The following is a 26,075-nucleotide window of genomic DNA, read 5'->3' as shown; positions in this document are numbered from 1 at the left end:
ATCACAGAGCGGGGTGTTATTGTGACCAAATCATAATAACGTCACTCGTTGTCAAACGATAGAGATCGCATTAAGCTAAACGGATGACGAAAAATACCCCCACCCCTGCAAGCCGTGGTCCCCATGACCACAGCGTTCGGGACCAGATTCTTGACGCGGCCATGGCGCACTTTAGTCGCTATGGCTATGAGAAAACGACGGTCACCGATCTCGCCAAAGCGATAGGCTTTTCTAAAGCCTATATCTACAAGTTTTTCGACTCCAAGCAGGCGATTGGCGAGGCGATTTGCGCCAGCCGGCTGGAGAAGATCATGGTGGCCGTCAGCGCGGCTATCGCCGATGCGCCGTCCGCCAGCGAGAAACTGCGCCGCCTGTTCCGGGCACTGACCGAGGCCGGCAGTGAACTGTTTTTCGAGGATCGCAAACTGTACGACATCGCCGCCGTCGCGGCGCGCGATAAATGGCCCTCAACGGAACAGTATGCCGGTCATCTGCAGCAGCTGATTGGTCAAATCCTTGTCGAAGGCCGCCAGGCGGGTGAGTTCGAGCGCAAAACCCCGCTGGATGAGGCAACCCTGGCGGTCTATATGGTGATGTGTCCTTTCATCAACCCGGTGCAGTTGCAATACAATCTCGACACCGCGCCCACCGCGGCGGTGCTGCTTGCCTCCCTGATCCTGAGAAGTCTCTCCCCCTGATTAGTGACTATTGACTTTATTGGTCACTCGTCTGAGAATGCGGTCACTGTCCGGTCTTTTCATTAAGGTGACCCATGCTCAGGCTCAATGCCGTCCATCTTGCCGTCTGCCTCCTGCCGCTGGCCCTCGCGGGCTGCGGCGAACCTGCCGATCATGACGATCCCCGCACCCGGCCGCCGCTGGTCCGGGTGGCGACCGTCGAGCGCGCAGAGGCCAGCTCGCGGGCCTTTACCGGCGTGGTGGTCGCTCGTACCCAAAGCGATCTCGGCTTCCGGGTATCGGGAAAAATCCTTGCCCGGCTGGTGGAGACCGGGCAGAGCGTCAAGCGCGGTCAACTGCTGCTGCGTCTGGATCCGGCTGATTTAACCTTGCAGGCGCAGTCTCAACAGCGGGCCGTGGATGCCGCGCGGGCGCGAGCCAAAAAGGCGACCAACGATCTGGCCCGCTATCGCGGCCTGGTGGCGAGTGGCGCCGTCTCGGCCGCGGAATTCGACCAGATTAACGCAGCGGCAGAGGCGGCGAGAGCCGACCTGAGCGCGGCCCAGGCGCAGGCCAATGTGGCGCAAAACGCCACCGGCTATGCCGGACTGCTGGCGGACGCTGACGGCGTGGTGGTGGAAACGCTTGCCGAACCGGGGCAGGTGGTCAGCGCCGGACAGGTGGTGATCCGCCTGGCGCGGGCGGGGCAGCGCGAAGCGCGGGTGCAGCTTCCGGAGACGCTGCGCCCGGCGGTCGGCAGCGAGGCGCTGGCGACACGCTATGGCAGCGAATCTCAGCCGGTCACGGCGACCCTGCGACTGCTTTCGGACGCGGCTGACGCCACCACCCGCACCTTTGAAGCGCGCTATGTGCTGAACGGGGCGCTGGCGAATACGCCGCTGGGGTCTACCGTGACCCTACGTATCGGCAGCGACCAGGCGCCAGGCCAGGTGCTGGAGGTGCCCCTGGCGTCGCTCTACGATCCGGGCAACGGCCCTGGCGTCTGGCGCATTGCCTCGCGTCCGGCCACCGTCTCCTGGCAACCGGTGACCGTGCTCGGCCTGAATGATGAAACGGCGCGGGTGACCGGCCCGCTGAAGCCCGGCGAGCCCATCGTCGCCCTGGGCGCCCATCTTCTGCACCAGGGCGAGGCGGTGCGTCTGGCGGAACGACGCGAGCATAATGCCGCCGGGAGCCAGCCATGAGCGCCGGGCGTTTTAATCTCTCCGCGCTGGCCGTCCGCGAGCGGTCGGTGACCCTGTTTTTGATTATCCTCATCTCCGTCGCCGGGCTGGTGGCGTTCTTCGGACTCGGGCGGGCGGAAGATCCGCCCTTCACGGTCAAGCAAATGACGGTCATTACCGTCTGGCCCGGCGCCACCGCGCAGGAGATGCAGGATCAGGTCGCCGAGCCGCTGGAAAAACGGCTCCAGGAGCTGAAGTGGTACGATCGCACGGAGACCTATACCCGCCCTGGTATGGCGTTGATCACGTTATCGCTGCAGGATCAGACCCCGCCGTCCGAGGTGCCGGAGCAGTTTTATCAGGCGCGCAAAAAGCTCGGGGATGAGGCGAAAAACCTGCCTGCCGGCGTCTCCGGCCCGATGATGAATGACGAATTCGCCGATGTCACCTTTGCCCTCTTTGCTCTGAAAGCGCGGGGAGAGCCGCCGCGGCAGCTGGTGCGTGACGCTGAAGCCCTGCGCCAGCAGCTGCTGCATGTACCCGGGGTGAAAAAAGTGAATATCCTCGGCGAACAGGCGGAGCGCATTTATCTCTCGTTTTCTCATGATCGTCTCGCCACCCTGGGCCTTTCGCCAGAGGCGATTTTTGCCGCGCTGAACAGCCAGAATGTGCTGACCGCCGCCGGGGCCATTGAGACCCGGGGCGGGCAGATCTTTATCCGCCTCGACGGGGCGTTCGACCGCCTGCAGCAGATCCGCGACACGCCGATTATTGCTGGGGGCAGAACGCTGAAACTGGCCGATGTCGCCACGGTTGAGCGAGGGTATGAAGATCCCGCGACCTTCCTGATCCGCAATCAGGGCGAACCGGCGCTGCTGCTGGGGGTGGTGATGCGCGAGGGCTGGAATGGTCTGGCGCTGGGGAAAGCGCTGGACGCCGAAACGGCCAGCATCAATCAGAGCCTGCCGCTCGGCATGTCGTTGACCAAGGTGACCGATCAGTCGGTGAATATCAGCGCCGCGGTCGATGAGTTCATGATCAAATTCTTTGTCGCCCTGCTGGTGGTGATGGCGGTGTGCTTTGTCAGCATGGGGTGGCGCGTGGGCGTGGTGGTCGCGGCGGCGGTGCCTTTAACTCTGGCCGTGGTGTTTGTGGTGATGGAGGCGACCGGCAAAAACTTCGACCGTATCACTCTCGGCTCGCTGATCCTCGCCCTGGGCCTGCTGGTGGATGATGCCATCATTGCCATCGAAATGATGGTGGTCAAAATGGAGGAGGGGTACGACCGCCTCAAAGCCTCCGCCTATGCCTGGAGCCATACCGCGGCGCCCATGCTGGCCGGTACCCTGGTAACGGCCGTAGGCTTTATGCCCAATGGATTTGCGCAGTCCACCGCCGGGGAGTACGCCAGCAACGTGTTCTGGATCGTCGGTATCGCGCTGATTGCCTCCTGGATTGTGGCGGTGATTTTTACCCCCTGGCTGGGGGTGCACCTGTTGCCGGACAGAAAGCCTGCGACGGCAGGTCACGCCGCGCTGTATGACACCCCGCGCTATCAGCGTTTCCGTCGGCTGCTGACCCGGGTTATCGCCCGCAAATGGCGCGTGGCCGCCAGCGTGGTGGTGCTGTTTATGGTGGCGATACTGGGAATGAGCGTGGTGAAAAAGCAGTTTTTCCCCACCTCCGATCGTCCGGAAGTACTGGTTGAAGTACAGATGCCTTACGGGTCGTCGATTATCCAGACCAGCGCCGCGACGGCGAAAATTGAGCACTGGCTGCAGCAGCAGCCGGAGGCGAAGATTGTCACCAGCTATATCGGCCAGGGCGCGCCGCGCTTTTACCTGGCGATGGCCCCGGAGTTGCCCGATCCCTCCTTTGCCAAACTGGTGGTGTTGACCGACGGTCAGGACGCCCGCGAGGCGCTCAAGCGGCGGCTGCGGGAGGCGGTGGCCAATGGCCTGGCGCCGGAAGCGCGGGTGCGCGTCACTCAGCTGGTCTTTGGCCCTTATTCGCCCTATCCGGTTGCCTGGCGGGTGATGGGGCCCGATCCGCACACCTTGCTCGACATCGCCGAACGGGTTAAATCGGTACTGCAGGCCAGTCCGCTGATGCGCACCGTCAATAGCGACTGGGGTTCGCGGGTGCCGGTGATGCATTTCAGCCTCAATCAGGACCGGCTGCAGGCGAGCGGACTCAGCTCCCAGTCCGTCGCCCAGCAGCTGCAGTTCCTGCTGTCAGGGATCCCCATCACCACTGTTCGGGAAGATATTCGCGCCGTGCAGGTCATCGGCCGCGCGGCGGGCGATATCCGTCTGGATCCGGCGAAAATCGCCGACTTCACCCTGGTGGGCAGCGGCGGGCAGCGGGTTCCCTTGTCACAGATTGGCGACGTGTCGATCAGAATGGAGGACCCGCTGCTTCGCCGTCGCGATCGCACGCCGACCATCACCGTCCGCGGAGATGTCGCGGATAACCTGCAGCCGCCGGATGTCTCCACCGCGCTGATGAAATCGCTGCAGCCCATTATCGACTCGCTGCCGCCGGGGTATCGCATCGAGACGGCGGGGTCGATCGAGGAGTCAGGCAAAGCCACGCGGGCGATGGTGCCGTTATTTCCCATCATGATCGCCCTCACGCTGCTGATCATTATCCTGCAGGTGCGTTCGCTGTCGGCGATGGTCATGGTTTTCCTGACCGCGCCGCTGGGGCTGATTGGCGTGGTGCCGACACTGCTGCTGTTCAATCAGCCGTTTGGCATCAATGCTCTTGTGGGCCTGATCGCCCTGTCGGGGATCCTGATGCGCAATACGCTGATCCTGATTGGCCAAATCCACCATAACGAACAGGCAGGGCTCGATCCGTTCCACGCGGTGGTGGAGGCGACAGTACAGCGCGCCCGCCCGGTTCTGCTGACCGCGCTGGCGGCGATCCTGGCGTTCATTCCGCTCACCCATTCGGTCTTCTGGGGAACGCTCGCCTATACGCTGATTGGCGGGACGCTGGGGGGAACCATCATGACCCTTATTTTCCTGCCGGCCATGTACGCGATCTGGTTCCGCATCCGACCTCAGCCCCCGGCTGACGCAGTGCAACACCCGGCGCTGCACCCGCAGGGGTAATTCCCTCTTGCCGGACCTGGCCGATAAACGCGGTCAGGCCCGGCCCTGGGCAGCGTCAGGCGGGTAAGGATACCGGCACCGCATGAGTGCGATGTTGATCCTGTTCGAGACGGTCAAGGCAATCGAGGCTGATGGCCGATGGCGAGGTCGCGCCGGTGAGGGTCATGGTGACCTTCATATCCTCGGCAAATAAGCGCAGCAGATGCGCCACGCCCGCTTCGCCCGCCGCGGCCAGGGCATAAATATAGGCCCGTCCGAGCAGCACGCCCTTCGCGCCGAGGGCCAGCAGGCGAATGACGTCCACGCCGGAGCGCACCCCGGAATCAGCAAGCACCGTCAGATCGTCGCCAACCGCATCCACCACCCTTGGTAGCGCCCGGGCAGTGGGGATGGCGCCATCGAGCTGTCTGCCGCCATGATTCGACACCACAATGCCATCGGCGCCGAGGCGCACGGCATTGCGCGCATCGTCGGTATCGAGGATCCCTTTGATGATTAATTTCCCTTGCCAGCTGTCGCGGATCCACTCCAGATCGTGCCAGGCGATGGACGGGTCGAAATTGTTGCTGATGAACCCCATATAGTCGTCCATGGTCATTTTGTGTCCGGTGTAGGCTTCGATATTACCGAACGACAGGGGCCTGCCCGCCAGCCCGACGTTCATTGCCCAGCGTGGATGAGTACAGGCCTGGAGATACTGTCGCAGGGTGGCGTGCGGCCCGGACATGCCTGAGCGATTATCCCGATACCGCGAGCCGGGGATCGGCATATCGACGGTGAATACCAGGGTTTTCATGCCGGCGGCCCACGCGCGCTCCAGCGCATTACGCATGTAGCCGCGATCTTTCAGCACGTACAGCTGGGACCAGAGCGCGCCGCTGGCCTGGCTCGCCACCTCTTCAATCGAGCAGACCGACACCGTGGACAGGGTGTACGGGATCCCGGCGCGGGAGGCGGCGCGGGCCGCCTGAACTTCGCCGCGGCGGGCGTACATCCCGGTGGCGCCGACGGGCCCCAGCGCCACGGGCATCGCCCATGAAGCATCAAGGATCGTGGTGGCCAGCGTCGGTTCGCCCGCCCCGCACAGCACGCGCTGGCGAAGGGCTACCGAGGCAAGCTCGGTGGCGTTGGCGTTCATGGTATTTTCCGCCACCGCGCCACCGTCAATATAATCGAAAAGGAAGCGGGGCAGACGGCGACGAGCGGCTTCGCGATAATCGCTGGGGGCTGAAACAATCATTATTATGTCCTTATGTCTTTTAACCTAAGTGGATGTTCTGCAGGCAAAAAAACTATAGGCTTCTAAAAACCGGTGGGGAAATGAAATATTAGCATCCCAGCTATTCCCTGCTGGAATAATCTGGTTTTATCTCTGAGGCTGTTATTTCCTTTTTTTACTCTTCGGCGCGCGCGTTATTTTTATTTATTTCCGCGCAACGTGAAGCTGGCAAAATAAAGACCCGGTATGAGGCGGCAGCGCTTTGCGCCATCGCCACCAGGGGGAAGGAGAGGTCAGCGCGGCGCCTGCGTTTTCCGGGAGGTGTAAAGAAGATGAATTTGAAATTGAGCTGGTGGTATCTTTTGCTAGCCTTTCTCTGGAGGACAGACGGAGCGACACCATGAAAGATAAAGATGAACAAACGGCATTGATTGGCATGGCCATCGGCGCGGCGGTCATTAGCTTAGTGGCTACACAGAAGCAGATTAATCAGGGGAGTATCGTGGATGAACTGGTGAGACTGGGCAGACAGAAGGGGGACGGGGTGGAAGATGAGGTTTTTGTTCAGGCCGCCCGCCTGGTCAGAAAAGGCACCTAGCCAACCGCGACCCTGCCTGGCAATCCATTTACCCGTTTCATCACAGTTTTCATTCCCTCGATCGCGGCCTGGCGAGCGGCGATTGTTGCTTTCCGAAAGCGTCACGGACTGGCGCTTTCTTATCCTGACCACCGGACCTGCGCCTTCTCGGCCTTGTTGGCCTTTAGGTGACACTGTCACTTTTCTTTCTCCAGGCTGTGCGATAAACAGGAACCGGGTCATCTGCTATTGCATAAATCGGTATTTTCGATACATCTTTACCATTGCGTGCGAATATAGAACGATTTCAGAATAACATATTATAAATCAAAAGATTAAGTTCACCCTGCACACCCTGATAATCCCCGGGCGAGGGTCTATGCTTATAAAAAGCGCTAAATGGGGCAATACCCCTGCTGCAGATGGGTTGAAGTGATAATCATTATCACTAACATGGCGGTATGCCTTGATGGCGCCAACCTGGAGGTCTATCGATGGAAGTACAAGCAGGAACCTTTAATCCCGCCGATTTTAGTTGGCAGGGACTGACCATGACGCCGGCCGCTGCCGCGCATATTCGCGATCTGATGCGCAAGCAACCGGACAAAAAAGGGCTGCGGCTGGGGATAAAAACCAGCGGCTGCGCCGGTTTTGGCTATGTGCTCGAAATGATTGCCGAGCCGGCAGCCGACGATCTGCTCTTTGAACATGACGGGGCGAAACTGTGGGCGCCGCTGCAGGCGATGCCGTTCATTGACGGTACGGAGCTCGATTACGTCCGGGAAGGTTTAAATGAAATCTTTAAATTTCATAACCCGAAAGCGCAGCACGAGTGCGGTTGTGGCGAAAGTTTTGGGGTGCAGGCGGAGTAACTATGTCGCGTAATACTGAAGCAACTGACGATGTCAAAACCTGGACCGGCGGCCCGCTCAATTATAAAGAGGGCTTTTTCACCCGGCTGCAGACCGATGAGCTGGCCAAAGGGATTAATGAAGAGGTGGTCCGGGCCATTTCCGCCCGTCGCAATGAGCCGCAGTGGATGCTGGAGTTTCGGCTCAATGCTTTCCGGGCATGGCTGGAGATGGAGGAGCCGCACTGGCTGAAGGCGCATTACGATAAGCTGAATTATCAGGACTACAGCTACTATTCCGCCCCCTCCTGCGGCAACTGCGATGAGACCTGCGCTTCAGAGCCGGGCGCGGTGCAGCAGACCGGGGCCAACACCTTCCTGACCAGCGAGGTGGAAGAAGCCTTTAACCAGCTGGGCGTGCCGGTACGTGAAGGGCGCGAGGTGGCGGTGGACGCCATATTCGACTCGGTGTCGGTGGCGACCACCTACCGCGAAAAGCTGGCGGAGCAGGGGATCATCTTCTGTTCTTTCGGCGAGGCGATCCACGACCATCCGGAACTGGTGAAAAAGTATCTGGGTACCGTGGTGCCAGGCAATGACAACTTCTTCGCCGCGCTGAACGCCGCAGTGGCTTCGGATGGCACCTTTATCTATGTGCCGAAGGGCGTCCGCTGCCCGATGGAGCTGTCGACCTATTTCCGCATCAACGCCGAAAAGACCGGGCAGTTTGAACGCACCATTCTGGTGGCCGATGAAGGCAGCTACGTCAGCTATATTGAGGGCTGCTCGGCGCCCGTGCGCGACAGCTATCAGCTGCATGCGGCGGTCGTTGAAGTCATCATTCATAAAGATGCGGAAGTGAAATACTCCACGGTGCAGAACTGGTTCCCCGGCGACAACAACACCGGCGGCATTCTCAACTTCGTCACCAAGCGCGCGCTGTGCGAAGGGGAGAACAGCAAGATGTCATGGACCCAGTCGGAAACCGGCTCGGCCATCACCTGGAAATACCCCAGCTGCATCCTGCGCGGCGATAACTCGATCGGCGAATTCTTCTCGGTAGCGCTGACCAGCGGTCACCAGCAGGCGGACACCGGCACCAAAATGATCCATATCGGCAAGAACACCCGCTCGACCATCATCTCGAAAGGGATCTCCGCCGGACACAGCCAGAACAGCTATCGCGGGCTGGTCAAAATCATGCCGACCGCCACCAATGCCCGCAACTACACCCAGTGCGATTCGATGCTGATCGGCCCGGACTGCGGGGCGCATACCTTCCCGTATGTGGAATGCCGCAACAACAGCGCCCAGCTGGAACATGAAGCGACCACTTCGCGGATTGGCGAAGATCAGCTGTTCTACTGCCTGCAGCGCGGGATCAGCGAAGACGATGCCATCTCGATGATCGTCAACGGTTTCTGTAAAGACGTCTTCTCCGAACTGCCGCTGGAGTTCGCCGTCGAAGCGCAAAAATTGCTGGCCATTAGCCTTGAACATAGCGTCGGCTGATAATTAAGGAAAAAAGATGTTAAGTATTCAAGATTTACACGTCGCCGTCGAAGATAAAGCGATCCTGCGCGGGCTAAACCTTGAGGTGCGCCCGGGGGAGGTCCACGCCATTATGGGGCCAAACGGCTCGGGGAAAAGTACGCTTTCGGCCACCCTGGCCGGGCGTGAGGATTACGAGGTGACCGGCGGCCGCGTCGAATTTAAGGGTAAAGACCTGCTGGAACTTGCCCCGGAAGATCGCGCCGGAGAAGGTATCTTTATGGCCTTCCAGTATCCGGTGGAAATTCCCGGCGTCAGCAACCAGTTCTTCCTGCAGACCGCGCTGAATGCCGTGCGCAACTATCGCGGCCAGGAGCCGCTGGATCGCTTCGACTTCCAGGATCTGATGGAAGAGAAAATCAGGCTGCTGCAGATGCCGGCAGATCTGCTGACCCGCTCGGTGAACGTTGGCTTCTCCGGCGGTGAGAAAAAGCGTAACGATATTCTGCAAATGGCGGTGCTGGAGCCGGAGCTGTGCATTCTTGATGAGTCAGATTCCGGGCTGGATATTGATGCACTGAAGATTGTCTCGGAAGGTGTCAACTCGCTACGCGACGGCAAACGCGCCTTCATCATTGTCACCCACTATCAGCGCATTCTTGACTATATCAAGCCGGACTACGTCCATGTTCTGTATCAGGGGCGGATTGTGAAGTCGGGGGATTTCACCCTCGTCAAACAGCTGGAGGAGCAGGGCTATGGCTGGCTTACCGAACAGCAGTAACGCGCTGCAGCAGTGGCACCACCTGTTTGAAGCGCAGGGCGGCCAGCGTACGGCGGAGGCCACCCAGCATCTGCAGCAGCTGCTGCGCCTGGGGCTGCCGACACGTAAGCACGAGGACTGGAAATACACCCCGCTGGATGCGCTACTCAACGGTCACTTTGTCGCCGACGAGGGGGCATCGCTCAGCGCTGAACAGCGTGATGCGCTGGCGCTGCCGCTGGACGCCTGGCGGCTGGTGTTTATCGATGGCCGCTATCATCCTGAGCTGAGCGACGATCTCGCCGCCAGCGGCGTGGAGGTCAGCGTCGATAACCAACGCCAGCATCTGCCGGATGCTTTGCATCCGGAGGTGTTTCTCCATCTGACCGAAAGCCTGGCGCAGACGGTGACCCGCCTTCGCGTACCGCGCAACCGCCGCCTGGATAAGCCGCTGCTGCTGATGCATATCACCCGCGGTCTGGCCGGCGATGCGCTGAATACCGCCCACTATCGCCATCACCTGGCGCTGGAAAGCGGGGCGGAGGCGACCGTGGTCGAACATTACCTGAGCCTCAATGAGCAGCCGCACTTCACCGGCGGGCGACTGACCATGACGGTGGCCGATAACGCGCACCTCCAGCATATCAAGCTGGCGTTTGAGAACGCGCTCAGCTACCACTTCGCCCATAACGACCTGCTGCTGGGCCGCGACGCCTCGGCTTTCAGCAGCAGTTTCCTGCTCGGCGGGCAGGTGCTGCGTCATCACACCAGCACCCGCCTGGGCGGTGAAAACAGCAATCTGCGCCTCAATTCGCTGGCGATGCCGGTGAAAAATGAGGTCTGCGACAGCCGCACCTGGCTCGACCATCAGGTTGGCTACTGCAACAGCCGCCAGCTGCACAAAACCATCGTCAGCGATAAGGGGCGGGCGGTGTTTAACGGGCTGATCAACGTCGCGCCGCACGCGCTGAAAACCGACGGCCAGATGACCAATAACAATCTGCTGCTTGGGCGGCTGGCGGAGGTCGACACCAAACCGCAGCTGGAGATTTACGCCGATGACGTGAAATGCAGCCACGGGGCGACCGTCGGGCGCATTGATGAAGAACAGCTGTTCTATCTGCGCTCGCGCGGTATCGAACAGCAGGCGGCGCAGCAGATGATCCTCTACGCCTTCGCCGCCGAGCTCACCGAGGCTATCCGCAGCGATGCGCTCAGAGAGCAGGTGCTGGCGCGGATTGGACTGCGTTTGCCGGGAGGCACTGTATGACATTTTCAGTAGAACGGGTTCGCGCCGATTTTCCGGTACTGAACCGGGAGGTCAACGGTCAGCCGCTGGCCTATCTCGACAGCGCCGCCAGTGCCCAGAAGCCGGAGGCGGTGATCGGCGCCGAAGCGGAATTCTATCGCCACGGCTACGCGGCGGTGCACCGCGGCATCCATACCCTCAGCGCGGAAGCCACCGCGCGGATGGAAGCCGTGCGTCAGCAGGCGGCCACCTTCCTTAACGCCGGGTCGGCGGAGGAAGTGGTGTTCGTCCGCGGCACCACCGAGGGTATCAACCTGGTGGCCAACAGCTGGGGAAACGCCAACGTCGGCGCCGGGGATAACATCATCATCAGCGAAATGGAGCACCACGCCAACATTGTGCCGTGGCAGATGCTGTGCGCCCGCGTCGGGGCTGAGCTGCGGGTGATCCCCCTGAACCCGGACGGCACCCTGCAACTGGATGTTGTCCCGGGACTGTTTGACACGCGCACCCGCCTGCTGGCGATAACCGAGGTCTCCAACGTGCTGGGGACGGAAAACCCGCTGGCGGCGCTGATTGCCCTTGCGCATCAGCATGGCGCGAAAGTGCTGGTGGATGGCGCTCAGGCGGTGATGCACCACCCGGTAGATGTGCAGGCGCTGGGGTGCGATTTCTACGTCTTCTCCGGACACAAGCTGTATGGCCCGACCGGGATCGGCGTGCTCTATGGCCGTTCCGAGCTACTGCAGGCGATGGCGCCATGGGAAGGCGGCGGGTCGATGATCGCCACCGTCAGCCTGACGGAAGGCACCACCTGGAACCGGGCGCCGTGGCGCTTTGAGGCCGGTACGCCGAATACCGGGGGGATCATTGGCCTCGGCGCGGCGCTGACCTACGTCAGCCAACTGGGGCTGACGCAGATCGCGGAGTACGAGCAGACCCTGATGCGCTATGCGCTGGAGGCTCTGCGCGCCGTGCCGGATCTGATCCTCTACGGGCCGGCGCAGCGCAAAGGGGTGATCGCCTTTAACCTCGGCCAGCATCACGCCTATGACGTCGGCAGCTTCCTCGACAACTACGGTATCGCCGTGCGAACCGGGCACCACTGCGCCATGCCGCTGATGGCCCGGTATCAGGTACCGGCTATGTGTCGGGCCTCGCTGGCGATGTACAATACCACGGAAGAGGTGGACCGCCTGGTGGCCGGCCTGCAGCGGATCCACAAATTATTAGGGTAAAGGACGTGACGATGGCGGCACTACCAGACAAAGACAAACTGTTGCGCAATTTTAGCCGTTGCGCCAACTGGGAAGAGAAGTATCTCTATATCATTGAGCTGGGCCAGCGGCTGGCGCCGCTAAGCCCGGAAGAACATAGCGTGCAGAACATTATTCAGGGCTGCCAAAGCCAGGTGTGGATTGTGATGGCGCAGGACCCCTCCGGCGTTATCACCCTGCGCGGTGACAGCGATGCGGCGATCGTCAAAGGGCTGATTGCGGTGGTGTTTATCCTTTATGATCGGATGACCGCCCAGGATATCATCGAGTTCGATGTGCGCCCGTGGTTTGAAAAAATGGCGCTCACCCAACACCTGACGCCTTCCCGCTCGCAAGGGCTTGAAGCCATGATCCGTGCGATCCGCGCGAAAGCCGCAAATATTAGCTAGAATAAACAGGTAGATTTCATTCTGTTACGTCCGGTAGGGGTTCTGCTCCTGCCGCCGTTCAGTCTCCTGGCGTTTTATCAGCGAAAGAAGGAATCTCAGTATGAAACGCAAAACGATGATCACCTTAGCCCTTCTCAGCGCGCTTGGCGCCTCCTCGGCCGCCTGGGCCGTCGACTACCCGCTTCCTCCCGCCAACAGCCGGCTGATTGGCCAGAACCAGTACTGGACCGTACAGGAGGGAGACCGCAACCTACAGGCGATCGCCCGCCATTTCGATACCGCGGCGATGCTGATCCTCGAAGCCAACGATACCATCGCGCCGGTGCAGCCGAAGCCAGGTACTCAGGTCCTGATCCCCTCCCAGATGCTGCTCCCCGACGTACCGCGAGAGGGGATTGTCGTCAATCTTGCGGAACTGCGGCTGTATTACTTCCCGCCGGGAGAGAATCAGGTGCAGGTCTATCCGCTGGGTATCGGCCAGTTAGGGCTGGAAACGCCTGAGATGACCACCCGCATCGGGCAGAAGATCCCCAACCCGACCTGGACGCCCACCGCGGGCATTCGGGCGCGTTCGCTGGAGAAAGGGGTGACGTTACCAGCGGTGGTCCCGGCCGGGCCGTACAATCCGCTGGGGCGCTACGCGCTGCGTCTGGCCTATGGCAACGGCGAATATCTGATTCATGGCACCAACGCGCCGGACAGCGTCGGTTTACGCGTCAGCTCAGGCTGTATGCGAATGAACGCCGATGACATCAAAGCGCTGTTCAACCAGGTGAAAACCGGGACGCCGGTACGGATTATCAATCAGCCGGTGAAGTTTGCCGTCGAACCGGATGGTAAACGCTATGTCGAGGTCCACAGGCCGCTTTCGCAGACGGAAGGGGAAAACACCCGGACCATCGCCTACACGCTGCCTGCGGCGTTTCACGCCTTCGCAGAGGATAAAGCGGTCGATGATGCACAGCTGAAAAAAGCGATGTCGAGAAGGGCGGGATATCCGGTGGTGGTGTCCACGGGGACGGGGAGTGCGCCAGCTACGCTGTCGGCGCAGAACACGCCGTCAGACAACAGCCTGCTTACCCAGTAGCCCTCATGCTGAGGGCAAAAAAAATGGCGCACAGAGTGCGCCATTTTTATTACCAGAACTCTTACTTACGGTAAGAGTGAGCCTGGTTGTCCAGACGCTGGTTAGCGCGAGCTGCGTCGTCTTTAGCAGCCTGAACGTCGGAACGGATTGCGTTCACGTCGTTGCTCAGCTGGTCAACTTTAGCGTTCAGAGTCTGAACGTCAGAAGACAGCTGATCGATTTTAGCATTGCTGGAGCAACCAGCCAGCAGAGTAGAACCCAGGATTACCGCGCCCAGTACCAGTTTAGTACGATTCATTATTAATACCCTCTAGATTGAGTTAATCTCCATGTAGCGTTACAAGTATTACACAAAGTTTTTTGGGATGAGAATATTTTTTTTACCTGAACGCACTTATTTTTGATCGTTCGCTCAAAGAAGCATCGAATTGGACAAAATCGCTGAAAAAGGCGAGTGAAAACAGCGCGCTTCCATCGGATTCATCTTAGATAATCTCTTATTAAATAGTAAATTCCGATTTGCATTTTTAATAGGAAGAGCTAATCAATGAATAAAAAAAAGCGCCCCGAGAGGCGCTTTATTAAAAAAAACCAATTAACCTGTAAATTATTACAGCACGTGTACAGAAGCCGTATTAGTGGTACCGCTCGGCACTAATGCGCCGGAAACCATCACCACCACGTCGCCTTTACGCGCGAGGCCGCTTTTCAGCGCCAGATCTTTGCCCAGATGATAGAAGTCATCGGTAGAGGCGATCTCTTCCACCAGCTGCGGCACAACGCCTTTGCTCAGCACCAGCTGGCGAGCGGTGGTTTCGTTGGTGGTCAGGGCCAGGATGGTGGCGTCCGGGAAGTATTTACGCACAGCGCGTGCGGATTTACCGCCCTGGGTGGCGACAACGATCAGCGGCGCTTCCAGTTTCTCAGCGGTTTCTACCGCGCCGCGGCACACCGCTTCGGTGATGCGCAGTTTACGGTTGTCGTTATTGAAGTCCAGACGGCTGGTCATCACGCGGTCAGTACGTTCGCAGATGGTGGCCATGATGGTGACGGCTTCCAGCGGGTATTTACCTTTCGCGGATTCGCCGGACAGCATCACTGCATCGGTACCGTCGAGGATGGCGTTGGCCACGTCGCCGGCTTCAGCGCGGGTCGGACGCGGGTTCTTGATCATGGAGTCCAGCATCTGAGTCGCGGTGATAACCACTTTGCGCGCGCGGATACATTTTTCGATGATCATTTTCTGGGCGAAGATAACTTCTTCAACCGGGATCTCAACGCCCATGTCGCCACGAGCAACCATGATGCCGTCAGAAGCTTCGAGGATTTCGTCGAAGTTGTTCAGGCCTTCCTGGTTTTCGATTTTGGAGATGATCTGGATGTTTTCGCCGCCGTGGGCTTTCAGGTGCTCACGGATCTCGACGACGTCGGAACGTTTACGGATGAAGGAGGCCGCGACAAAGTCCACGCCCTGTTCGCAACCGAAGATCAGATCCTGTTTGTCTTTCTCAGCCAGCGCCGGCAGGGCGATGGAGACGCCCGGCAGGTTTACGCCTTTGTTCTCGCCAAGGTCGCCGTTGTTCAGCACTTTACAGATAACTTTGTTACCTTCGATAGCCGTCACTTCCATGCCGATCAGGCCATCGTCCACCAGAACGGTGTTGCCGACGGTGAGGTCAGACGTGAAGCCTTCGTAGGTCACTGCAACGATTTCGTTGTTGCCGACGACGGATTTATCGGTGGTGAAGGTGAAGGTCTGGCCTGCTTTCAATGAGACGTCGTTGCCGCCTTCCAGCTTGATGGTACGAATTTCCGGGCCTTTGGTGTCCAGCAGAATAGCGGCTTTCTTACCGGTTTTGCTCATCACATTGCGCAGGTTCTGGATGCGCTGACCGTGTTCCGCATAGTCACCGTGGGAGAAGTTCAGACGCATCACGTTCATGCCGGCTTCCAGCATTTTGGTCAGCATCTCTTCAGATTCGGTTTTCGGACCGATGGTGCAAACAATTTTGGTCTTTTTCATGACAGTTTTAGTCTTTAAGTTGTGAAGGATATGGAATTCTCGCTCCGCGGGCGCACTGCCGGGGAGCCAAACCTGTATTACGAAAGTTGCTAAGCCACGCCCTAAGGATAGGTGACAACCCCGGAGCGTGCAGAAGAATGTGTGCTGGCGGTTCAGCCCATGAAATGTGGCAAGGTGTTATGCGTTTTATCATGCAGTCCAATGCGCTGAAACCATTCAAGAAAGAATCGAAGCGCATTATACGCTGCCGAAATCAAAAAGGAAAATAAAAACCTCGTTTCAAATTATGGACAAAACGCGTAACAAAACCGGCACGTTATGCATAAAAGTACGCAACACATTTTTTCATCACCGGGCAGGCAAAGGGGCAGCGGAAGGCGCTTTTTCTCGCGTGATGAACCAGTAAAATGCGCCATTGGCCCATTCCGCCGGGGATAATTTGCGTTGCGGAAAAAATCTATCAATAATGAATTGATTGATAATAATAAAGTGCGAGCAAAACCAGATGGGAAATAAAGCCAAAGACGACGAGCTGTACCAGGAAATGTGCCGCGTGGTGGGTAAAGTGGTGCTGGAAATGCGAGACCTGGGCCAGGAGCCGAAACACATTGTCATTGCCGGCGTACTGCGCACCTCGCTGGCGAACGCCAAAATTCAGCGTTCGGCGCTCACCGTGGAGGCCATGGAGAAAGTCATTCACGCCCTTTCCGGGCATTAACGTCTTTCGCCGGCGGGTCAGGAAATCACGAAGCGGATCACCGCCCGGACGGCAATGTCACAGTGGTGGGCCACCATCGCTTCGTCGTCGATGGCGGGCAACGGATCGTCAAGGTACAGGCTGCTGAAGGTGTAGAAGTTCGACACCTGATAAAAGCTGAAGCTGCTGATTAACCGGTGCACATCGCGTGCTTCGAGCCCCGCCTGAAAGACGCCTTGCTGCTGGCCGCGCTGTAAAATGTCTTCCAGAATCGACAGGGCGGTACGATTCAGCGGTTTCAGTTCACCCGAGGTTTGTAACCACTTGCCGCGCTGCATATTCTCCATGCAAATCACCCGCATATAGTCCGCGTGGGTGGCGTGATAACGCACGCTCCAGCGCACCAGCCGCACCAGCGCCTCCACCGGCGGCACATTCTCCAGCCCCAGCTGCTGCTCGGTTTCGCGGATCCGCGCATACACATACTGCAGCACCTCCTGATAGAGCTGCTCTTTGCTTTTGAAGTAGTAAACCACCATGCGCTTGGTGGTCTGCGCTTCGGTGGCGATCTGCTCCATGCGGGCGCCTGACAGCCCGTGTTCAGCAAAAACAGCGATAGCGGCGCTGAAAATCCGCGCCTTCAGGGATTGTGCTTCATCATGAGCAACGACGGTCATGGCAACTCCTTTTTCTTGGGTGACAAAAAATACACATAATGATCACAATTTAGCAACCTAGTATGGCGCAAATGAACCAAATGATACATATTCAAGGCTCACGTCAGTTGTTGACCCGAGGACCTTATGCTGCGCTCTATCGCCACCGTTTCGATTTCCGGCACCCTGCCTGAGAAGCTGCACGCTATTGCGGCGGCGGGCTATCAGGGTGTGGAAATTTTCGAGAACGATCTGCTCTATTATACGGGGACGCCGGCGGAAATCCGACAGCTTGCCGCCGATTTAGGGTTAAAAATCACGCTTTTTCAACCCTTTCGCGATTTTGAAGGCGCCAGCCGGGCGCAGTTTGAGGCGAATATAGCCCGCGCTCGGCGCAAGTTTGCCCTGATGCACGAGCTGGGCTGCGACACGCTGCTGCTGTGCAGCAATGTGCAGCCGGACTGCTCGGCGGATAGCGAATTGCAGGTCGCGGATCTGCGGGCGCTGGCCACGCTGGCGGAAGAAGAGGGGATCACCATCGGCTATGAGGCCCTGGCCTGGGGAACCCATGTGAACCGCTGGCAGCAGGCCTGGGAGCGGGTACGGCGGGTGGACAGCCCGGCGTTGGGCCTGGTGCTCGACAGCTTCCATATTCTGGCCCGCGGCGACACGCTGGACGCGCTACCGTCGGTACCGGTGGAGAAAATCACCTTTGTTCAGCTCGCCGATGCGCCGTACATGAAAATGGATCTCCTGGAATGGAGTCGCCATTTCCGCTGCTTCCCCGGGCAGGGCGAGCTGCCGCTGGAGCCGTTTGCCGAGCAGGTCACCCGCTGCGGCTATCGCGGCCCCTGGTCGCTGGAGATCTTTAATGACGGTTTTCGCGCCTCGCCGAACGGCGCGACGGCCAAAGATGGTTATCGTTCGCTGCTGTGGCTGGAGGAGCAAACCCGCCGTCGGCTCCCGACGTGCGATGCCGATCTGTTTTCACCGCCGCCGCTGCCGGTCTATCACGGGCTGGAGTTTATCGAGTTTGCCGCCAGCGCCGCCGAGGCGCAGCGCCTGGGGCAGCATCTGCAGGCGCTGGGTTTTCAGCACGAGGGAAGCCACCGCTCCAAACAGGTGACGCTGTGGCGCAACGGCGGGGCGCGGATCGTCATCAACCATCAGCCCCACAGCTGGGCCGATCATTTCTATCAACGCCACGGCGTTTCGCTCTGCGCCATGGCGCTGCGGGTCGATCGCAGTGCGCCGATTGTTGCCCGCGCCCGCGCGCTGGGGTATGCCACCTGGCAGGGCGATGCCGGGCCGAACGAAACGCCGATCCCGGCGATCTGCGCCCCGGACGGTAGCCTTATCTATCTCATCGAGGCCGGGGAAGGGATCTATGAGCGCGATTTTCATCTGCGCGACGGACTGACGGTGCGCGAGGATTATCTCGGTATCGACCATCTGGCGCTGGGGATGGAGGCCGACAGCCGCGACAACTGGGTGATGTTCTTCCGCACGGTGTTTGGTTTTACCCTTGAGCATGAGCAGACGCTGCCGGACCCGTATGGACTGGTGCGCAGTCTGGCGGTGCGCAGCCCGCAGGGCGATATCCGTCTGGCGCTGAATATTTCGCAGAGCCGGGCGACGCAGATTGCCCGCTCGGTCGCCTGCTACCAGGGGGCAGGGCTGCAGCATGCGGCCTTTGCCTGCCGCGATCTGCCGGCCACCTGCGACCAGCTTGCCGACGTTGCCCGCCATGCGCTGCCGATCCCGGCCAATTATTATGACGATCTGCTGGCGCGCTTCGGCGGCGAGCTGGACGTTGGGCAACTGCAGCGGCGGCAGCTCCTCTACGACCGCGATCCGCAGGGCGGGGCCTTCCTGCATCTTTATACCCGCCCCTTTACCGCCGGGCGCTTTTTCTTTGAATTAACCGAACGACGGGCCGGTTACGCGCTCTATGGCGCGGCGAATGCCGCCGTCCGTCTGGCGGCGATGCAGTATTGTTAGCCCGAATCAAATGGTTCATTATGCTTTAAACACAATAACAACATCCTCTGTACCCGAGACAGGAACTGACTATGAGCTCATATAGCCCTAACCCGACGGCTGCCGCCCAGCCTGCCGTCACCGTGCGCCGCTCCCGGCGGCGCATCGGCATCCTTGCGCTGTTGGCCATTGGTACCATGATCAACTACCTCGATCGCACCGTGCTGGGGATCGCCGCCCCAAAGCTCACCGGTGAGCTGGGGATCGACCCGGCGATCATGGGTATCCTTTTTTCCGCCTTCGCCTGGACCTATGCCCTGGCGCAGATCCCCGGCGGGCTGTTTCTTGACCGCTTTGGCAACAAAGTGACCTATTTTCTGTCGCTGACCCTGTGGTCGCTGTTTACCCTGTTCCACGGCATGGCGGTGGGGCTGAAAACACTGCTGCTGTGCCGCTTCGGGCTCGGCATTAGCGAAGCGCCGTGCTTTCCGGTCAACAGCCGGGTGGTCAGCGCCTGGTTCCCGCAGCATGAGCGGGCGAAAGCCACAGCGGTGTACACGGTAGGGGAATACCTCGGGCTGGCCTGCTTTGCGCCGCTGCTGTTCTGGATCATGGACGGCTTTGGCTGGCGGGTGCTGTTCGTCAGCGTCGGCGCGGTCGGTATTCTGTTTGCCCTGGTGTGGTGGCGCTGCTACCGCGAACCGCATGAAGATCCGCGCCTCAGCCAGCAGGAGCGCGAGCATATCGAAAACGGCGGTGGCCTGAGCGCCCCGACGGACCAGCAGGTGGCGTTCAGCTGGCCGCTGGTCCGCCAGCTGCTGAGCAAGCGGCAGATCATCGGCGCCAGTATCGGCCAGTTTGCCGGCAATACCGTGCTGGTGTTCTTTCTCACCTGGTTCCCGACCTGGCTGGCCACCGAGCGGCATATGCCCTGGCTGAAGGTTGGCTTCTTCTCCATCCTGCCGTTTGTCGCCGCCGCGGGCGGGGTGATGTTTGGCGGCTGGATCTCCGACAAACTGCTCAAGGCCACCGGGTCGGCCAACCTTGGCCGTAAGCTGCCGATCGTCGCCGGTCTGCTGATGGCCAGCTGCATCATTACCGCCAACTGGCTGCAGAGCGACCTGGCGGTGATCCTGGTGATGTCGTTTGCCTTTTTTGGCCAGGGGATGGTGGGCCTCGGCTGGACGCTGATCTCCGATATTGCCCCGAAGGGGCTGGGCGGTCTGACCGGCGGCCTGTTTAACTTCTGCGCCAACCTCGCGGGGATCCTCACCCCGCTGGTGATCGGCTTTATCGTTGCCGGGTTCGGCAATTTCTTCTACGCGTTGATCTACATCGGCGGTGCCGCGCTGCTGGGCGTGGTGGCCTATCTGTTTATCCTCGGCGACGTCAAACGTATCGAGTTATCGCAGTAAGCAAAGGAGCAAGGCATGGTGATTAGTGGAAATACGCGGCTGATAGCGCACCTTGGCTATCCGACCGCCAGTTTTAAGGCGCCGATGATCTATAACCCGTGGTTCGTCGACCAGCAGGTGGACGTAAAGGTGGTGCCGATGGGGGTCAGGCCGGAGGACTACGCCGCGTTTATTCCGCCGCTGTTTACGATGACCAACATCATCGGCGCGCTGGTGACGATGCCGCATAAAATCGCCACCTGCGATCTGGTCCAGCGCCTGAGCCCGACGGCGGCCATCGCTGGCGCCTGCAATGCCATCCGTCGCGAGGCCGACGGCAGCCTCTCCGGGGATATGTTCGATGGCGACGGCTTTGTGCTGGGCCTGCGTCGTAAAGGGTTTAATCCGCAGGGGACGCGGGCGCTGGTGGTCGGCAGCGGCGGGGTAGGATCGGCTATCGCCGCCTCTCTCGCGGCGGCGGGAGTCAGCGCCCTGACCCTGTACGATACCCGGCCCGAGGTGGCGCACGCCCTCGCCGGACGGCTGCATCAGCACTATCCGCAGCTCGATATCACCCTGATGCAGCACGACCCTGTCGGACACGAGCTGGTGGTCAATGCCACCCCGCTGGGGATGAAGGCCAGCGATCCGCTGCCGCTGGACGTTGACCGTCTGGCGCCAGGCACCTGGGTGGGGGAGGTGGTGATGACCCAGGAGTACACCCCGCTGCTGAGGGCCGCTCAGGCGCGACAGTGCCATATCCAGCGCGGGACCGACATGTTGTTTGAAATGATCCCCGCCTATCTGCGCTTTTTCGACCTGCCGGTAGCCACCCCTGAGCAGCTGCGCGCGCTGGCAGAAATTCGCTACTGACGCGACGGCAAACCGGGTAATATAGCGTTATATTATCCGGTTTATAGCGACTATCTATGATGTCCACTCCTCTCACGCTGCTGGCGGCGGGAAGCCTGAGAAGCGCTTTCCTACCGCTGGTGGCGCACTTTCAGCAGCACACTGGCCTGGCGGTCGATGCGCAGTTTGGCCCTGCCGGCCTGCTGCGCGAGCGGATCGAGGCCGGGGCGCCGTGCACGGTTTTTGCGTCCGCCAACGCGGCGCACCCGCAGGCGCTGCTGCAGGTCGGTCTGGCGCAGGAATGCCAGGGATTTGCCGGCAACCAGCTGATGCTGACCGCCCGGCGGTCGCCGGACAACGATGGCCTGGACTGGCTGGCGCTGCTCAGCACGCCCCGCCTGCGGCTGGCGACCTCCACGCCGGGATGCGATCCGTCGGGAGATTATACCTGGCAACTGTTTGCCCGAATTGAGGCGCACTATCCTGGGTTGGGCAACGCGATAGCCGGGCGGGCGCAGCCGCGGGTCGGCGGTAGAGACTCACTGAGCGTGCCGCCGGGCGAGATAGCCGGCGCGTGGCTTATTCGCCAGAATCTGGCGGATCTGTTTATCGGCTACGCGCACTATGGCCCCGCGCTGGCCGCCTGCGACGATCTGCGTACCCTGACCATCCCGGCGCCGTGGAATATTCGCTGCGATTACCAGCTGGCGCGCCTCAGGGCGGATCCCGCCGCACTGGCCCTGTATCGCTTTATACTCGGCGACGTTGGCCAGAGGTATCTCCGGCAGGCGGGTTTTATGCCGTTCAGCGACGCAGAGTAAACCCCGGCGCCAGCAGAGGGGACGCGGAGGCGGCATAGTGGATCAGACGTACCGGCAGGCCGTACGCTTGCCGGAGGTGCGTTTCGCTCAGCACGTCGGCGGTCTCGCCTGCCAGCCACTGGCCCTCCGGCAGAAGCAGCAGCGTATGGCTGGCCACCTGCAGCGCATGGTTTGGATCATGGGTCGTGAACAGGACGGTGCGTGCCTGGCGGTGAGCGAGGTCGCCGATCAGCTGCAATACCACCTGCTGGTTACCGAGGTCCAGCGCCGAGCAGGGCTCATCCAGCAGGATATTCTGGCTGGCGCTGACCAGCGCGCGGGCAATCAGCACCAGCTGCTGCTGGCCGCCGGAGAGGGCGCCGAAGTCATCCCCGGCCAGGGCGGCAATCCCCAGCTGCGTCAGCGCGTTCTCAACCCGCCGGGCATCCTCCTCGCCAGGCTGGGCAAAGAGATCCACATGACGGGCGCGGCCCATCAGCACCACATCGCTCACGCGCCAGCGAAAAGCGGGACGAAACGACTGCGGGACCAGGGCGATGCCCCCCTCGCACTGCACCTGGCCGCCCAGCGGCGGCAACACGCCGGTCAGGGTGTCCAGCAGGGTACTTTTTCCCCGGCCATTGGCGCCCAGCACCGCCCAGATCTCACCGGGCCGGCAGGTCAGCGTGAGCGGGGCGAAGAGCGGCTGACGGTGGCCGTAGCGTAGCGCTTCCAGCGATAATGAGCTGTTCATCGGGCGGTACTCCGGCGCCGGGATTGCACCAGTAAAAAGGTAAACAGCGGCGCCCCGAGCAGGGCAGTGATGATCCCGATCGGGATTTCCGCCTGGGTCAGCGTGCGCGCCAGATCGTCCACCACCAGCATCAGCGCGGCGCCAAGCCAGAAGGCGGTGGGCAGCAGGCGACGATGGTCAGCGCCCACCAGCAGACGGGCGAGGTGCGGGACCACCAGCCCCATCCAGGCGATGCTGCCGCTGACCGCCACCTGGGCTGCCACCAGCACTGCACAGCACACCAGCACGCCGCGACGCAGCGCGGCCACCGGAACGCCAAGACTGCGGGCATCGCGTTCCTCCAGCGCCAGCAGGTTGATACGCCAGCGCAGCTTCCACAGCACCCCGGCGGCTAGCGCCATGGGCAGGGACATAAGCAGAACCTTATGCCAGCTGGCGGTCGCGAAGCTGCCGAGCAGCCAGAAAACAATGTTCGGTAACGTCTCTTCGCTATCGGCGAGGTACTGCATCAGGCTGACCAGCGCGGCGAAGAAGCCGCTGAGAATGATCCCGGACAGAATCAGCCCCAGCGTGCTGTCCCGCCCCTGCAGGGCGGCGAGGGCGTAAATCAGCCCCAGCGCGATGAGGCCGAAGAAAAAGGTCGAGGCCATCATCAGCAGACCGCCGACGCCCAACAGGATCGCCAGCGTGCCGCCGAAGGCGGAGCCGGCGGTCACCCCGATGATGTGCGGGTCCACCAGCGGGTTCTGGAACACGCCCTGCAAGGTGGCGCCGCACAGCCCCAGCGCGCCCCCGGCCAGCAGAGCCATGACCACGCGCGGCAGGCGAACCGACCAGACGATCTGCCCGATCACCCCTTCACCTGGCGGCAAATGGACCAGGGTGTGGCCAACGGCGCGCAGGCTTAACGGGTACTGGCCGAAACAGAGCGAGGCGACCGCGATCGCCAGCGTCGCCAGCGCCAGGCTACCCTGCAACCGCCAGGGATGGTGGTTAGCGCGCATCTGGCGTCCACGCCACGCGGTAAAAACGCTGATAGTAATCCCTGGCTTTACTGTCCACATCGATGCTCTGGTAGCGCGAAGGATAGAGTTTTTTCGCCATCCACAGCTCGCCCAGCGCCAGGGCCTCCGGCATCGGGTAACCCCAGGCTTTGGCGTACTCCGGCATCAGCCACACGCGGTGGTGTTTCACCGCATCGATCGCCTGCCACTGCGGGTCGTTCTCTATCTGTTTGACCACCTGCGGATAACGGTCCTGGACGAAGATCACCTGCGGGTTCCACTCCAGTACCTGCTCCAGCGACACCTGACGGGCGCCTTTTACGCTGGCGGCCGCCACGTTCAGCGCCCCGGCGTGCGCCATCATCAGCCCGGTGTATTTACCGGCGCCGTAGGTATTCAGATCGGGGTTGGCCATATACACCCGCACCCGCTGGTTCGGTGGAATATCGGCCACCGGCGCATTGGCTTGTTTGCGCGCCGCAAAGGTGTAGTGAATCAGCGCCTCGGCCTCGGGCTGGCGCTCGACGACCTCGCCGATAAGGCGGATCCCCTCCACCAGCCCGGCGTTATAGGCCTGCTCTTCGTCTGCCATGGTGGGGTTCATTTTATTTTTTTCACCCGCGGCGTCCTGGCGCAGCGAGATGGCCACCACCGGGATCCCGGCCTGTTGGATCTGCGCGATCATCGCCGGCGGCGCATAGTTGGCGACAAAAACCACCTGCGGACGCAGCGCCAGCAGGCTTTCAATATTGACCTGGGTGAGATCGCCTGGGGTCGCCAGCTGCCCGATCTCAGGCATAAAGCGGGCGAACTGCGGCCCGAGCTGTTTCTGCCAGCTGCTTAAGACGCCGACGATATCCTCGGCGGCATGCAGTTGCACCAGCAGGTTGAGCGTCTGATGTTGCAGAACCACGACGCGGGTGATGTGGTCGGGGAGCGTGACCTGGCGACCCAGCTGGTCGGTGACGGTGCGGTCGGCGAAGGCCTGGTCGGTGAACAGGCTGGCGCTGAGCAGCGTCAGGCCCAGCAGTAAGGGGTGTTTTGACATGGTGTGGCCCGAATGGCGTGAAAAATTCGTTATGTATTAAATTATATAACGAAGCCGGGCGCAATGGGTGATCGCATTTACCCTCATCACGATCAAGGCATTTCGTACCACACTTCTTCCTCTTCCATGCGGGCCTCTATCTGACTCGCCACCCTCTGCAGGGCGGAAAGATGCTTCTGCGCCGCCTGCTCAATGGTCATCGCGCTGGCGATATAGACCAGATTCAGGCAGCCGATAACCCGCTGCTGGCTGCAGACCGGCACGGCGATGGAGGCGATTTTCTCCTCCTGCCGCCAACCGCGGAAGTTTTCGCCATAGCCGTTCTGGCGGGTGCGGGCGAGGATCGCCGCCAGCCGTTCCGGTTCGCGGGCCAGCTGATACTCAGCTTCCGGACGGGCGGCCAGCATGCTGACGATGGCGTCGCGCTCCGCGTCGGGGGCAAAGGCCAGCCACGTCAGCCCGGAGGCGGTGAGCAACAGCGGCAGCTGCCGTCCGACCATCGCGCGGTGAAACGACAGTCGGCTGAAGCGGTGGGTAGTCTCGCGCACCACCATGGCGTCGACGTCGAGGGTGGTGATGTCTGTCGGCCATTGCACCTCGCGCAGCAGCTCGCCGAGCAGCGGTGTGGCGAGGGCAGAAATCCAATGTTCGTCACGAAATCCATCGCTCAGCTGGCGGACGTTAATGGTCAACCGGAAGCTGTCGTCGGAGCGGCTGCGGCGGACAAAACCCTCCTCCTGCAGCGTCTCCAGCAGCCGGCGCACGGTGGTGCGATGCAGGCCGCTAAACTCCGCCAGCAGGCCCGGCGTCGCGCCGCCGTCGAATTTATTTAACAATTTTAATAACAATAAACCCCGGCTTAACCCACGCACCGTTTTGTACTCAGTGGACCCATCGTCACGCATAAATCCTTCCTTAAAATGCTTTATAAACAGCGTGGTGCACCTGGTGCACATTCGGCGATGTTTTGATTGTAGCCGAAAAC

25 protein-coding genes are annotated in these 26,075 nt (G+C 60.6%); 17 read left to right on the top strand and 8 right to left on the bottom strand.

Going from position 1 to position 26,075, the window contains the following annotated elements:
• Nucleotides 1-83 precede the first annotated feature (83 nt).
• The 3 genes from A1WC_RS10605 (at nt 84) to A1WC_RS10615 (ending at nt 4,980) form a co-directional block, all read left to right on the top strand.
• Nucleotides 84-698, top strand: coding sequence for a TetR/AcrR family transcriptional regulator (locus A1WC_RS10605; protein WP_004143215.1), 615 nt, complete (start codon nt 84-86; stop codon nt 696-698).
• Nucleotides 699-772: 74 nt separating this feature from the next.
• Nucleotides 773-1,882 carry an efflux RND transporter periplasmic adaptor subunit gene (locus A1WC_RS10610; RefSeq protein WP_016161299.1) on the top strand — a complete coding sequence of 370 codons (1,110 nt, stop codon included), beginning with the start codon at nt 773-775 and terminating at the stop codon, nt 1,880-1,882.
• Nucleotides 1,879-4,980: an efflux RND transporter permease subunit gene (locus A1WC_RS10615; RefSeq protein ID WP_016161298.1), complete on the top strand. Its 3,102-nt coding sequence runs from the start codon at nt 1,879-1,881 to the stop codon at nt 4,978-4,980. Before A1WC_RS10610 ends, A1WC_RS10615 begins: the two co-directional genes overlap by 4 nt.
• 55 nt (nt 4,981-5,035) lie before the next feature.
• Here A1WC_RS10615 and lldD read toward each other — a convergent pair whose 3' ends face one another.
• Nucleotides 5,036-6,220, bottom strand: a complete 1,185-nt coding sequence (gene lldD, locus A1WC_RS10620) for an FMN-dependent L-lactate dehydrogenase LldD (protein WP_016161297.1) — start codon at nt 6,218-6,220, stop codon at nt 5,036-5,038.
• Between the two features lie 379 nt (nt 6,221-6,599).
• On the opposite strand from lldD, the gene A1WC_RS10625 reads away from it, so the two are divergent.
• The 8 genes from A1WC_RS10625 to ldtE all read left to right on the top strand — a co-directional run bounded on the left by A1WC_RS10625 (nt 6,600) and on the right by ldtE (nt 13,882).
• The gene (locus A1WC_RS10625) at nt 6,600-6,797 is read left to right on the top strand and encodes a hypothetical protein (RefSeq protein WP_004203090.1); all 198 of its coding nucleotides are present in this window, start codon (nt 6,600-6,602) and stop codon (nt 6,795-6,797) included.
• 473 nt (nt 6,798-7,270) lie between these two features.
• Nucleotides 7,271-7,648: a Fe-S cluster assembly scaffold SufA gene (gene sufA, locus A1WC_RS10630; protein WP_008804464.1), complete on the top strand. Its 378-nt coding sequence runs from the start codon at nt 7,271-7,273 to the stop codon at nt 7,646-7,648.
• A gap of 2 nt (nt 7,649-7,650) precedes the next feature.
• Nucleotides 7,651-9,138, top strand: a complete 1,488-nt coding sequence (gene sufB, locus A1WC_RS10635) for a Fe-S cluster assembly protein SufB (RefSeq protein ID WP_016161296.1) — start codon at nt 7,651-7,653, stop codon at nt 9,136-9,138.
• Nucleotides 9,139-9,154: 16 nt separating this feature from the next.
• Nucleotides 9,155-9,901, top strand: a complete 747-nt coding sequence (sufC, locus tag A1WC_RS10640) for a Fe-S cluster assembly ATPase SufC (RefSeq protein WP_004184415.1) — start codon at nt 9,155-9,157, stop codon at nt 9,899-9,901.
• A complete protein-coding gene (gene sufD, locus A1WC_RS10645; RefSeq protein WP_016161295.1) occupies nt 9,876-11,150 on the top strand; it encodes a Fe-S cluster assembly protein SufD in 1,275 nt (424 codons plus the stop codon). Before sufC ends, sufD begins: the two co-directional genes overlap by 26 nt.
• The gene (sufS, locus tag A1WC_RS10650; protein ID WP_016161294.1) at nt 11,147-12,367 is read left to right on the top strand and encodes a cysteine desulfurase SufS; all 1,221 of its coding nucleotides are present in this window, start codon (nt 11,147-11,149) and stop codon (nt 12,365-12,367) included. Before sufD ends, sufS begins: the two co-directional genes overlap by 4 nt.
• Nucleotides 12,368-12,378: 11 nt before the next feature.
• Complete coding sequence (gene sufE / locus A1WC_RS10655; RefSeq protein WP_008804468.1) at nt 12,379-12,795, top strand: cysteine desulfuration protein SufE; 417 nt, start codon at nt 12,379-12,381, stop codon at nt 12,793-12,795.
• A gap of 100 nt (nt 12,796-12,895) precedes the next feature.
• Nucleotides 12,896-13,882 carry a L,D-transpeptidase LdtE gene (gene ldtE, locus A1WC_RS10660; protein ID WP_012541396.1) on the top strand — a complete coding sequence of 329 codons (987 nt, stop codon included), beginning with the start codon at nt 12,896-12,898 and terminating at the stop codon, nt 13,880-13,882.
• Nucleotides 13,883-13,943: 61 nt separating this feature from the next.
• Here the strand turns inward: ldtE and A1WC_RS10665 are convergent, their stop codons facing one another.
• Together A1WC_RS10665 and pykF are read right to left on the bottom strand one after the other, a co-directional pair.
• The gene (locus tag A1WC_RS10665) at nt 13,944-14,180 is read right to left on the bottom strand and encodes a major outer membrane lipoprotein (protein WP_007374746.1); all 237 of its coding nucleotides are present in this window, start codon (nt 14,178-14,180) and stop codon (nt 13,944-13,946) included.
• Between the two features lie 312 nt (nt 14,181-14,492).
• Complete coding sequence (gene pykF / locus A1WC_RS10670; RefSeq protein WP_012541397.1) at nt 14,493-15,905, bottom strand: pyruvate kinase PykF; 1,413 nt, start codon at nt 15,903-15,905, stop codon at nt 14,493-14,495.
• A gap of 137 nt (nt 15,906-16,042) precedes the next feature.
• On the opposite strand from pykF, the gene A1WC_RS27960 reads away from it, so the two are divergent.
• Together A1WC_RS27960 and fumD are read left to right on the top strand one after the other, a co-directional pair.
• The gene (locus A1WC_RS27960; RefSeq protein ID WP_004217210.1) at nt 16,043-16,174 is read left to right on the top strand and encodes a hypothetical protein; all 132 of its coding nucleotides are present in this window, start codon (nt 16,043-16,045) and stop codon (nt 16,172-16,174) included.
• Nucleotides 16,175-16,410: 236 nt separating this feature from the next.
• Nucleotides 16,411-16,623 (top strand): fumarate hydratase FumD, encoded by a 213-nt coding sequence (gene fumD / locus A1WC_RS10675; protein WP_012541399.1) that lies wholly within the window; start codon nt 16,411-16,413, stop codon nt 16,621-16,623.
• A 17-nt stretch (nt 16,624-16,640) separates the two neighbouring features.
• Here the strand turns inward: fumD and A1WC_RS10680 are convergent, their stop codons facing one another.
• On the bottom strand, nt 16,641-17,279 hold the full coding sequence (locus tag A1WC_RS10680; protein WP_008804472.1) for a TetR/AcrR family transcriptional regulator: 639 nt from the start codon (nt 17,277-17,279) through the stop codon (nt 16,641-16,643).
• A 126-nt stretch (nt 17,280-17,405) separates the two neighbouring features.
• On the opposite strand from A1WC_RS10680, the gene A1WC_RS10685 reads away from it, so the two are divergent.
• From A1WC_RS10685 to A1WC_RS10700, 4 genes are all read left to right on the top strand, one after another.
• On the top strand, nt 17,406-19,259 hold the full coding sequence (locus A1WC_RS10685) for a bifunctional sugar phosphate isomerase/epimerase/4-hydroxyphenylpyruvate dioxygenase family protein (protein ID WP_016161293.1): 1,854 nt from the start codon (nt 17,406-17,408) through the stop codon (nt 19,257-19,259).
• 71 nt (nt 19,260-19,330) lie between these two features.
• Nucleotides 19,331-20,653 (top strand): MFS transporter, encoded by a 1,323-nt coding sequence (locus tag A1WC_RS10690; protein ID WP_012541401.1) that lies wholly within the window; start codon nt 19,331-19,333, stop codon nt 20,651-20,653.
• A gap of 15 nt (nt 20,654-20,668) precedes the next feature.
• On the top strand, nt 20,669-21,505 hold the full coding sequence (locus A1WC_RS10695; RefSeq protein ID WP_008804475.1) for a shikimate dehydrogenase family protein: 837 nt from the start codon (nt 20,669-20,671) through the stop codon (nt 21,503-21,505).
• Between the two features lie 56 nt (nt 21,506-21,561).
• On the top strand, nt 21,562-22,305 hold the full coding sequence (locus A1WC_RS10700) for a substrate-binding domain-containing protein (protein WP_016161292.1): 744 nt from the start codon (nt 21,562-21,564) through the stop codon (nt 22,303-22,305).
• Here A1WC_RS10700 and A1WC_RS10705 read toward each other — a convergent pair.
• The 4 genes from A1WC_RS10705 to A1WC_RS10720 all read right to left on the bottom strand — a co-directional run bounded on the left by A1WC_RS10705 (nt 22,289) and on the right by A1WC_RS10720 (nt 25,995).
• On the bottom strand, nt 22,289-23,038 hold the full coding sequence (locus tag A1WC_RS10705) for an ABC transporter ATP-binding protein (RefSeq protein ID WP_016161291.1): 750 nt from the start codon (nt 23,036-23,038) through the stop codon (nt 22,289-22,291). The two genes, A1WC_RS10700 and A1WC_RS10705, sit on opposite strands and share 17 nt — an antisense overlap.
• Entirely contained in the window at nt 23,035-24,042 is a 1,008-nt protein-coding gene (locus tag A1WC_RS10710) for a FecCD family ABC transporter permease (protein ID WP_016161290.1), read from the bottom strand. The genes A1WC_RS10705 and A1WC_RS10710 overlap by 4 nt, the downstream gene beginning before the upstream one ends.
• Nucleotides 24,032-25,090: an ABC transporter substrate-binding protein gene (locus A1WC_RS10715; protein ID WP_016161289.1), complete on the bottom strand. Its 1,059-nt coding sequence runs from the start codon at nt 25,088-25,090 to the stop codon at nt 24,032-24,034. The genes A1WC_RS10710 and A1WC_RS10715 overlap by 11 nt, the downstream gene beginning before the upstream one ends.
• Nucleotides 25,091-25,182: 92 nt before the next feature.
• Entirely contained in the window at nt 25,183-25,995 is an 813-nt protein-coding gene (locus A1WC_RS10720) for a DNA-binding transcriptional regulator (RefSeq protein WP_016161288.1), read from the bottom strand.
• Between the last annotated feature and the right edge of the window lie 80 nt (nt 25,996-26,075).

Source organism: Klebsiella sp. KTE92 (assembly GCF_000398905.1).
GTDB classification, from domain to species: domain Bacteria; phylum Pseudomonadota; class Gammaproteobacteria; order Enterobacterales; family Enterobacteriaceae; genus Klebsiella; species Klebsiella variicola.
Note: the sequence above shows the minus strand (reverse complement) of the source record. Positions and strands in the feature narration are given on the sequence as shown.

Excerpts from the sequence above, each read along its gene's own strand:
- A1WC_RS10605 (WP_004143215.1), top strand. The coding sequence starts at position 84 with ATGACGAAAAATACCCCCACCCCTGCAAGCCGTGGTCCCCATGACCAC.
- A1WC_RS10610 (WP_016161299.1), top strand. The coding sequence starts at position 773 with ATGCTCAGGCTCAATGCCGTCCATCTTGCCGTCTGCCTCCTGCCGCTG.
- A1WC_RS10615 (WP_016161298.1), top strand. The coding sequence starts at position 1,879 with ATGAGCGCCGGGCGTTTTAATCTCTCCGCGCTGGCCGTCCGCGAGCGG.
- lldD (WP_016161297.1), bottom strand. The coding sequence starts at position 6,220 with ATGATTGTTTCAGCCCCCAGCGATTATCGCGAAGCCGCTCGTCGCCGT.
- A1WC_RS10625 (WP_004203090.1), top strand. The coding sequence starts at position 6,600 with ATGAAAGATAAAGATGAACAAACGGCATTGATTGGCATGGCCATCGGC.
- sufA (WP_008804464.1), top strand. The coding sequence starts at position 7,271 with ATGGAAGTACAAGCAGGAACCTTTAATCCCGCCGATTTTAGTTGGCAG.
- sufB (WP_016161296.1), top strand. The coding sequence starts at position 7,651 with ATGTCGCGTAATACTGAAGCAACTGACGATGTCAAAACCTGGACCGGC.
- sufC (WP_004184415.1), top strand. The coding sequence starts at position 9,155 with ATGTTAAGTATTCAAGATTTACACGTCGCCGTCGAAGATAAAGCGATC.
- sufD (WP_016161295.1), top strand. The coding sequence starts at position 9,876 with ATGGCTGGCTTACCGAACAGCAGTAACGCGCTGCAGCAGTGGCACCAC.
- sufS (WP_016161294.1), top strand. The coding sequence starts at position 11,147 with ATGACATTTTCAGTAGAACGGGTTCGCGCCGATTTTCCGGTACTGAAC.
- sufE (WP_008804468.1), top strand. The coding sequence starts at position 12,379 with ATGGCGGCACTACCAGACAAAGACAAACTGTTGCGCAATTTTAGCCGT.
- ldtE (WP_012541396.1), top strand. The coding sequence starts at position 12,896 with ATGAAACGCAAAACGATGATCACCTTAGCCCTTCTCAGCGCGCTTGGC.
- A1WC_RS10665 (WP_007374746.1), bottom strand. The coding sequence starts at position 14,180 with ATGAATCGTACTAAACTGGTACTGGGCGCGGTAATCCTGGGTTCTACT.
- pykF (WP_012541397.1), bottom strand. The coding sequence starts at position 15,905 with ATGAAAAAGACCAAAATTGTTTGCACCATCGGTCCGAAAACCGAATCT.
- A1WC_RS27960 (WP_004217210.1), top strand. The coding sequence starts at position 16,043 with ATGTGTGCTGGCGGTTCAGCCCATGAAATGTGGCAAGGTGTTATGCGT.
- fumD (WP_012541399.1), top strand. The coding sequence starts at position 16,411 with ATGGGAAATAAAGCCAAAGACGACGAGCTGTACCAGGAAATGTGCCGC.
- A1WC_RS10680 (WP_008804472.1), bottom strand. The coding sequence starts at position 17,279 with ATGACCGTCGTTGCTCATGATGAAGCACAATCCCTGAAGGCGCGGATT.
- A1WC_RS10685 (WP_016161293.1), top strand. The coding sequence starts at position 17,406 with ATGCTGCGCTCTATCGCCACCGTTTCGATTTCCGGCACCCTGCCTGAG.
- A1WC_RS10690 (WP_012541401.1), top strand. The coding sequence starts at position 19,331 with ATGAGCTCATATAGCCCTAACCCGACGGCTGCCGCCCAGCCTGCCGTC.
- A1WC_RS10695 (WP_008804475.1), top strand. The coding sequence starts at position 20,669 with ATGGTGATTAGTGGAAATACGCGGCTGATAGCGCACCTTGGCTATCCG.
- A1WC_RS10700 (WP_016161292.1), top strand. The coding sequence starts at position 21,562 with ATGATGTCCACTCCTCTCACGCTGCTGGCGGCGGGAAGCCTGAGAAGC.
- A1WC_RS10705 (WP_016161291.1), bottom strand. The coding sequence starts at position 23,038 with ATGAACAGCTCATTATCGCTGGAAGCGCTACGCTACGGCCACCGTCAG.
- A1WC_RS10710 (WP_016161290.1), bottom strand. The coding sequence starts at position 24,042 with ATGCGCGCTAACCACCATCCCTGGCGGTTGCAGGGTAGCCTGGCGCTG.
- A1WC_RS10715 (WP_016161289.1), bottom strand. The coding sequence starts at position 25,090 with ATGTCAAAACACCCCTTACTGCTGGGCCTGACGCTGCTCAGCGCCAGC.
- A1WC_RS10720 (WP_016161288.1), bottom strand. The coding sequence starts at position 25,995 with ATGCGTGACGATGGGTCCACTGAGTACAAAACGGTGCGTGGGTTAAGC.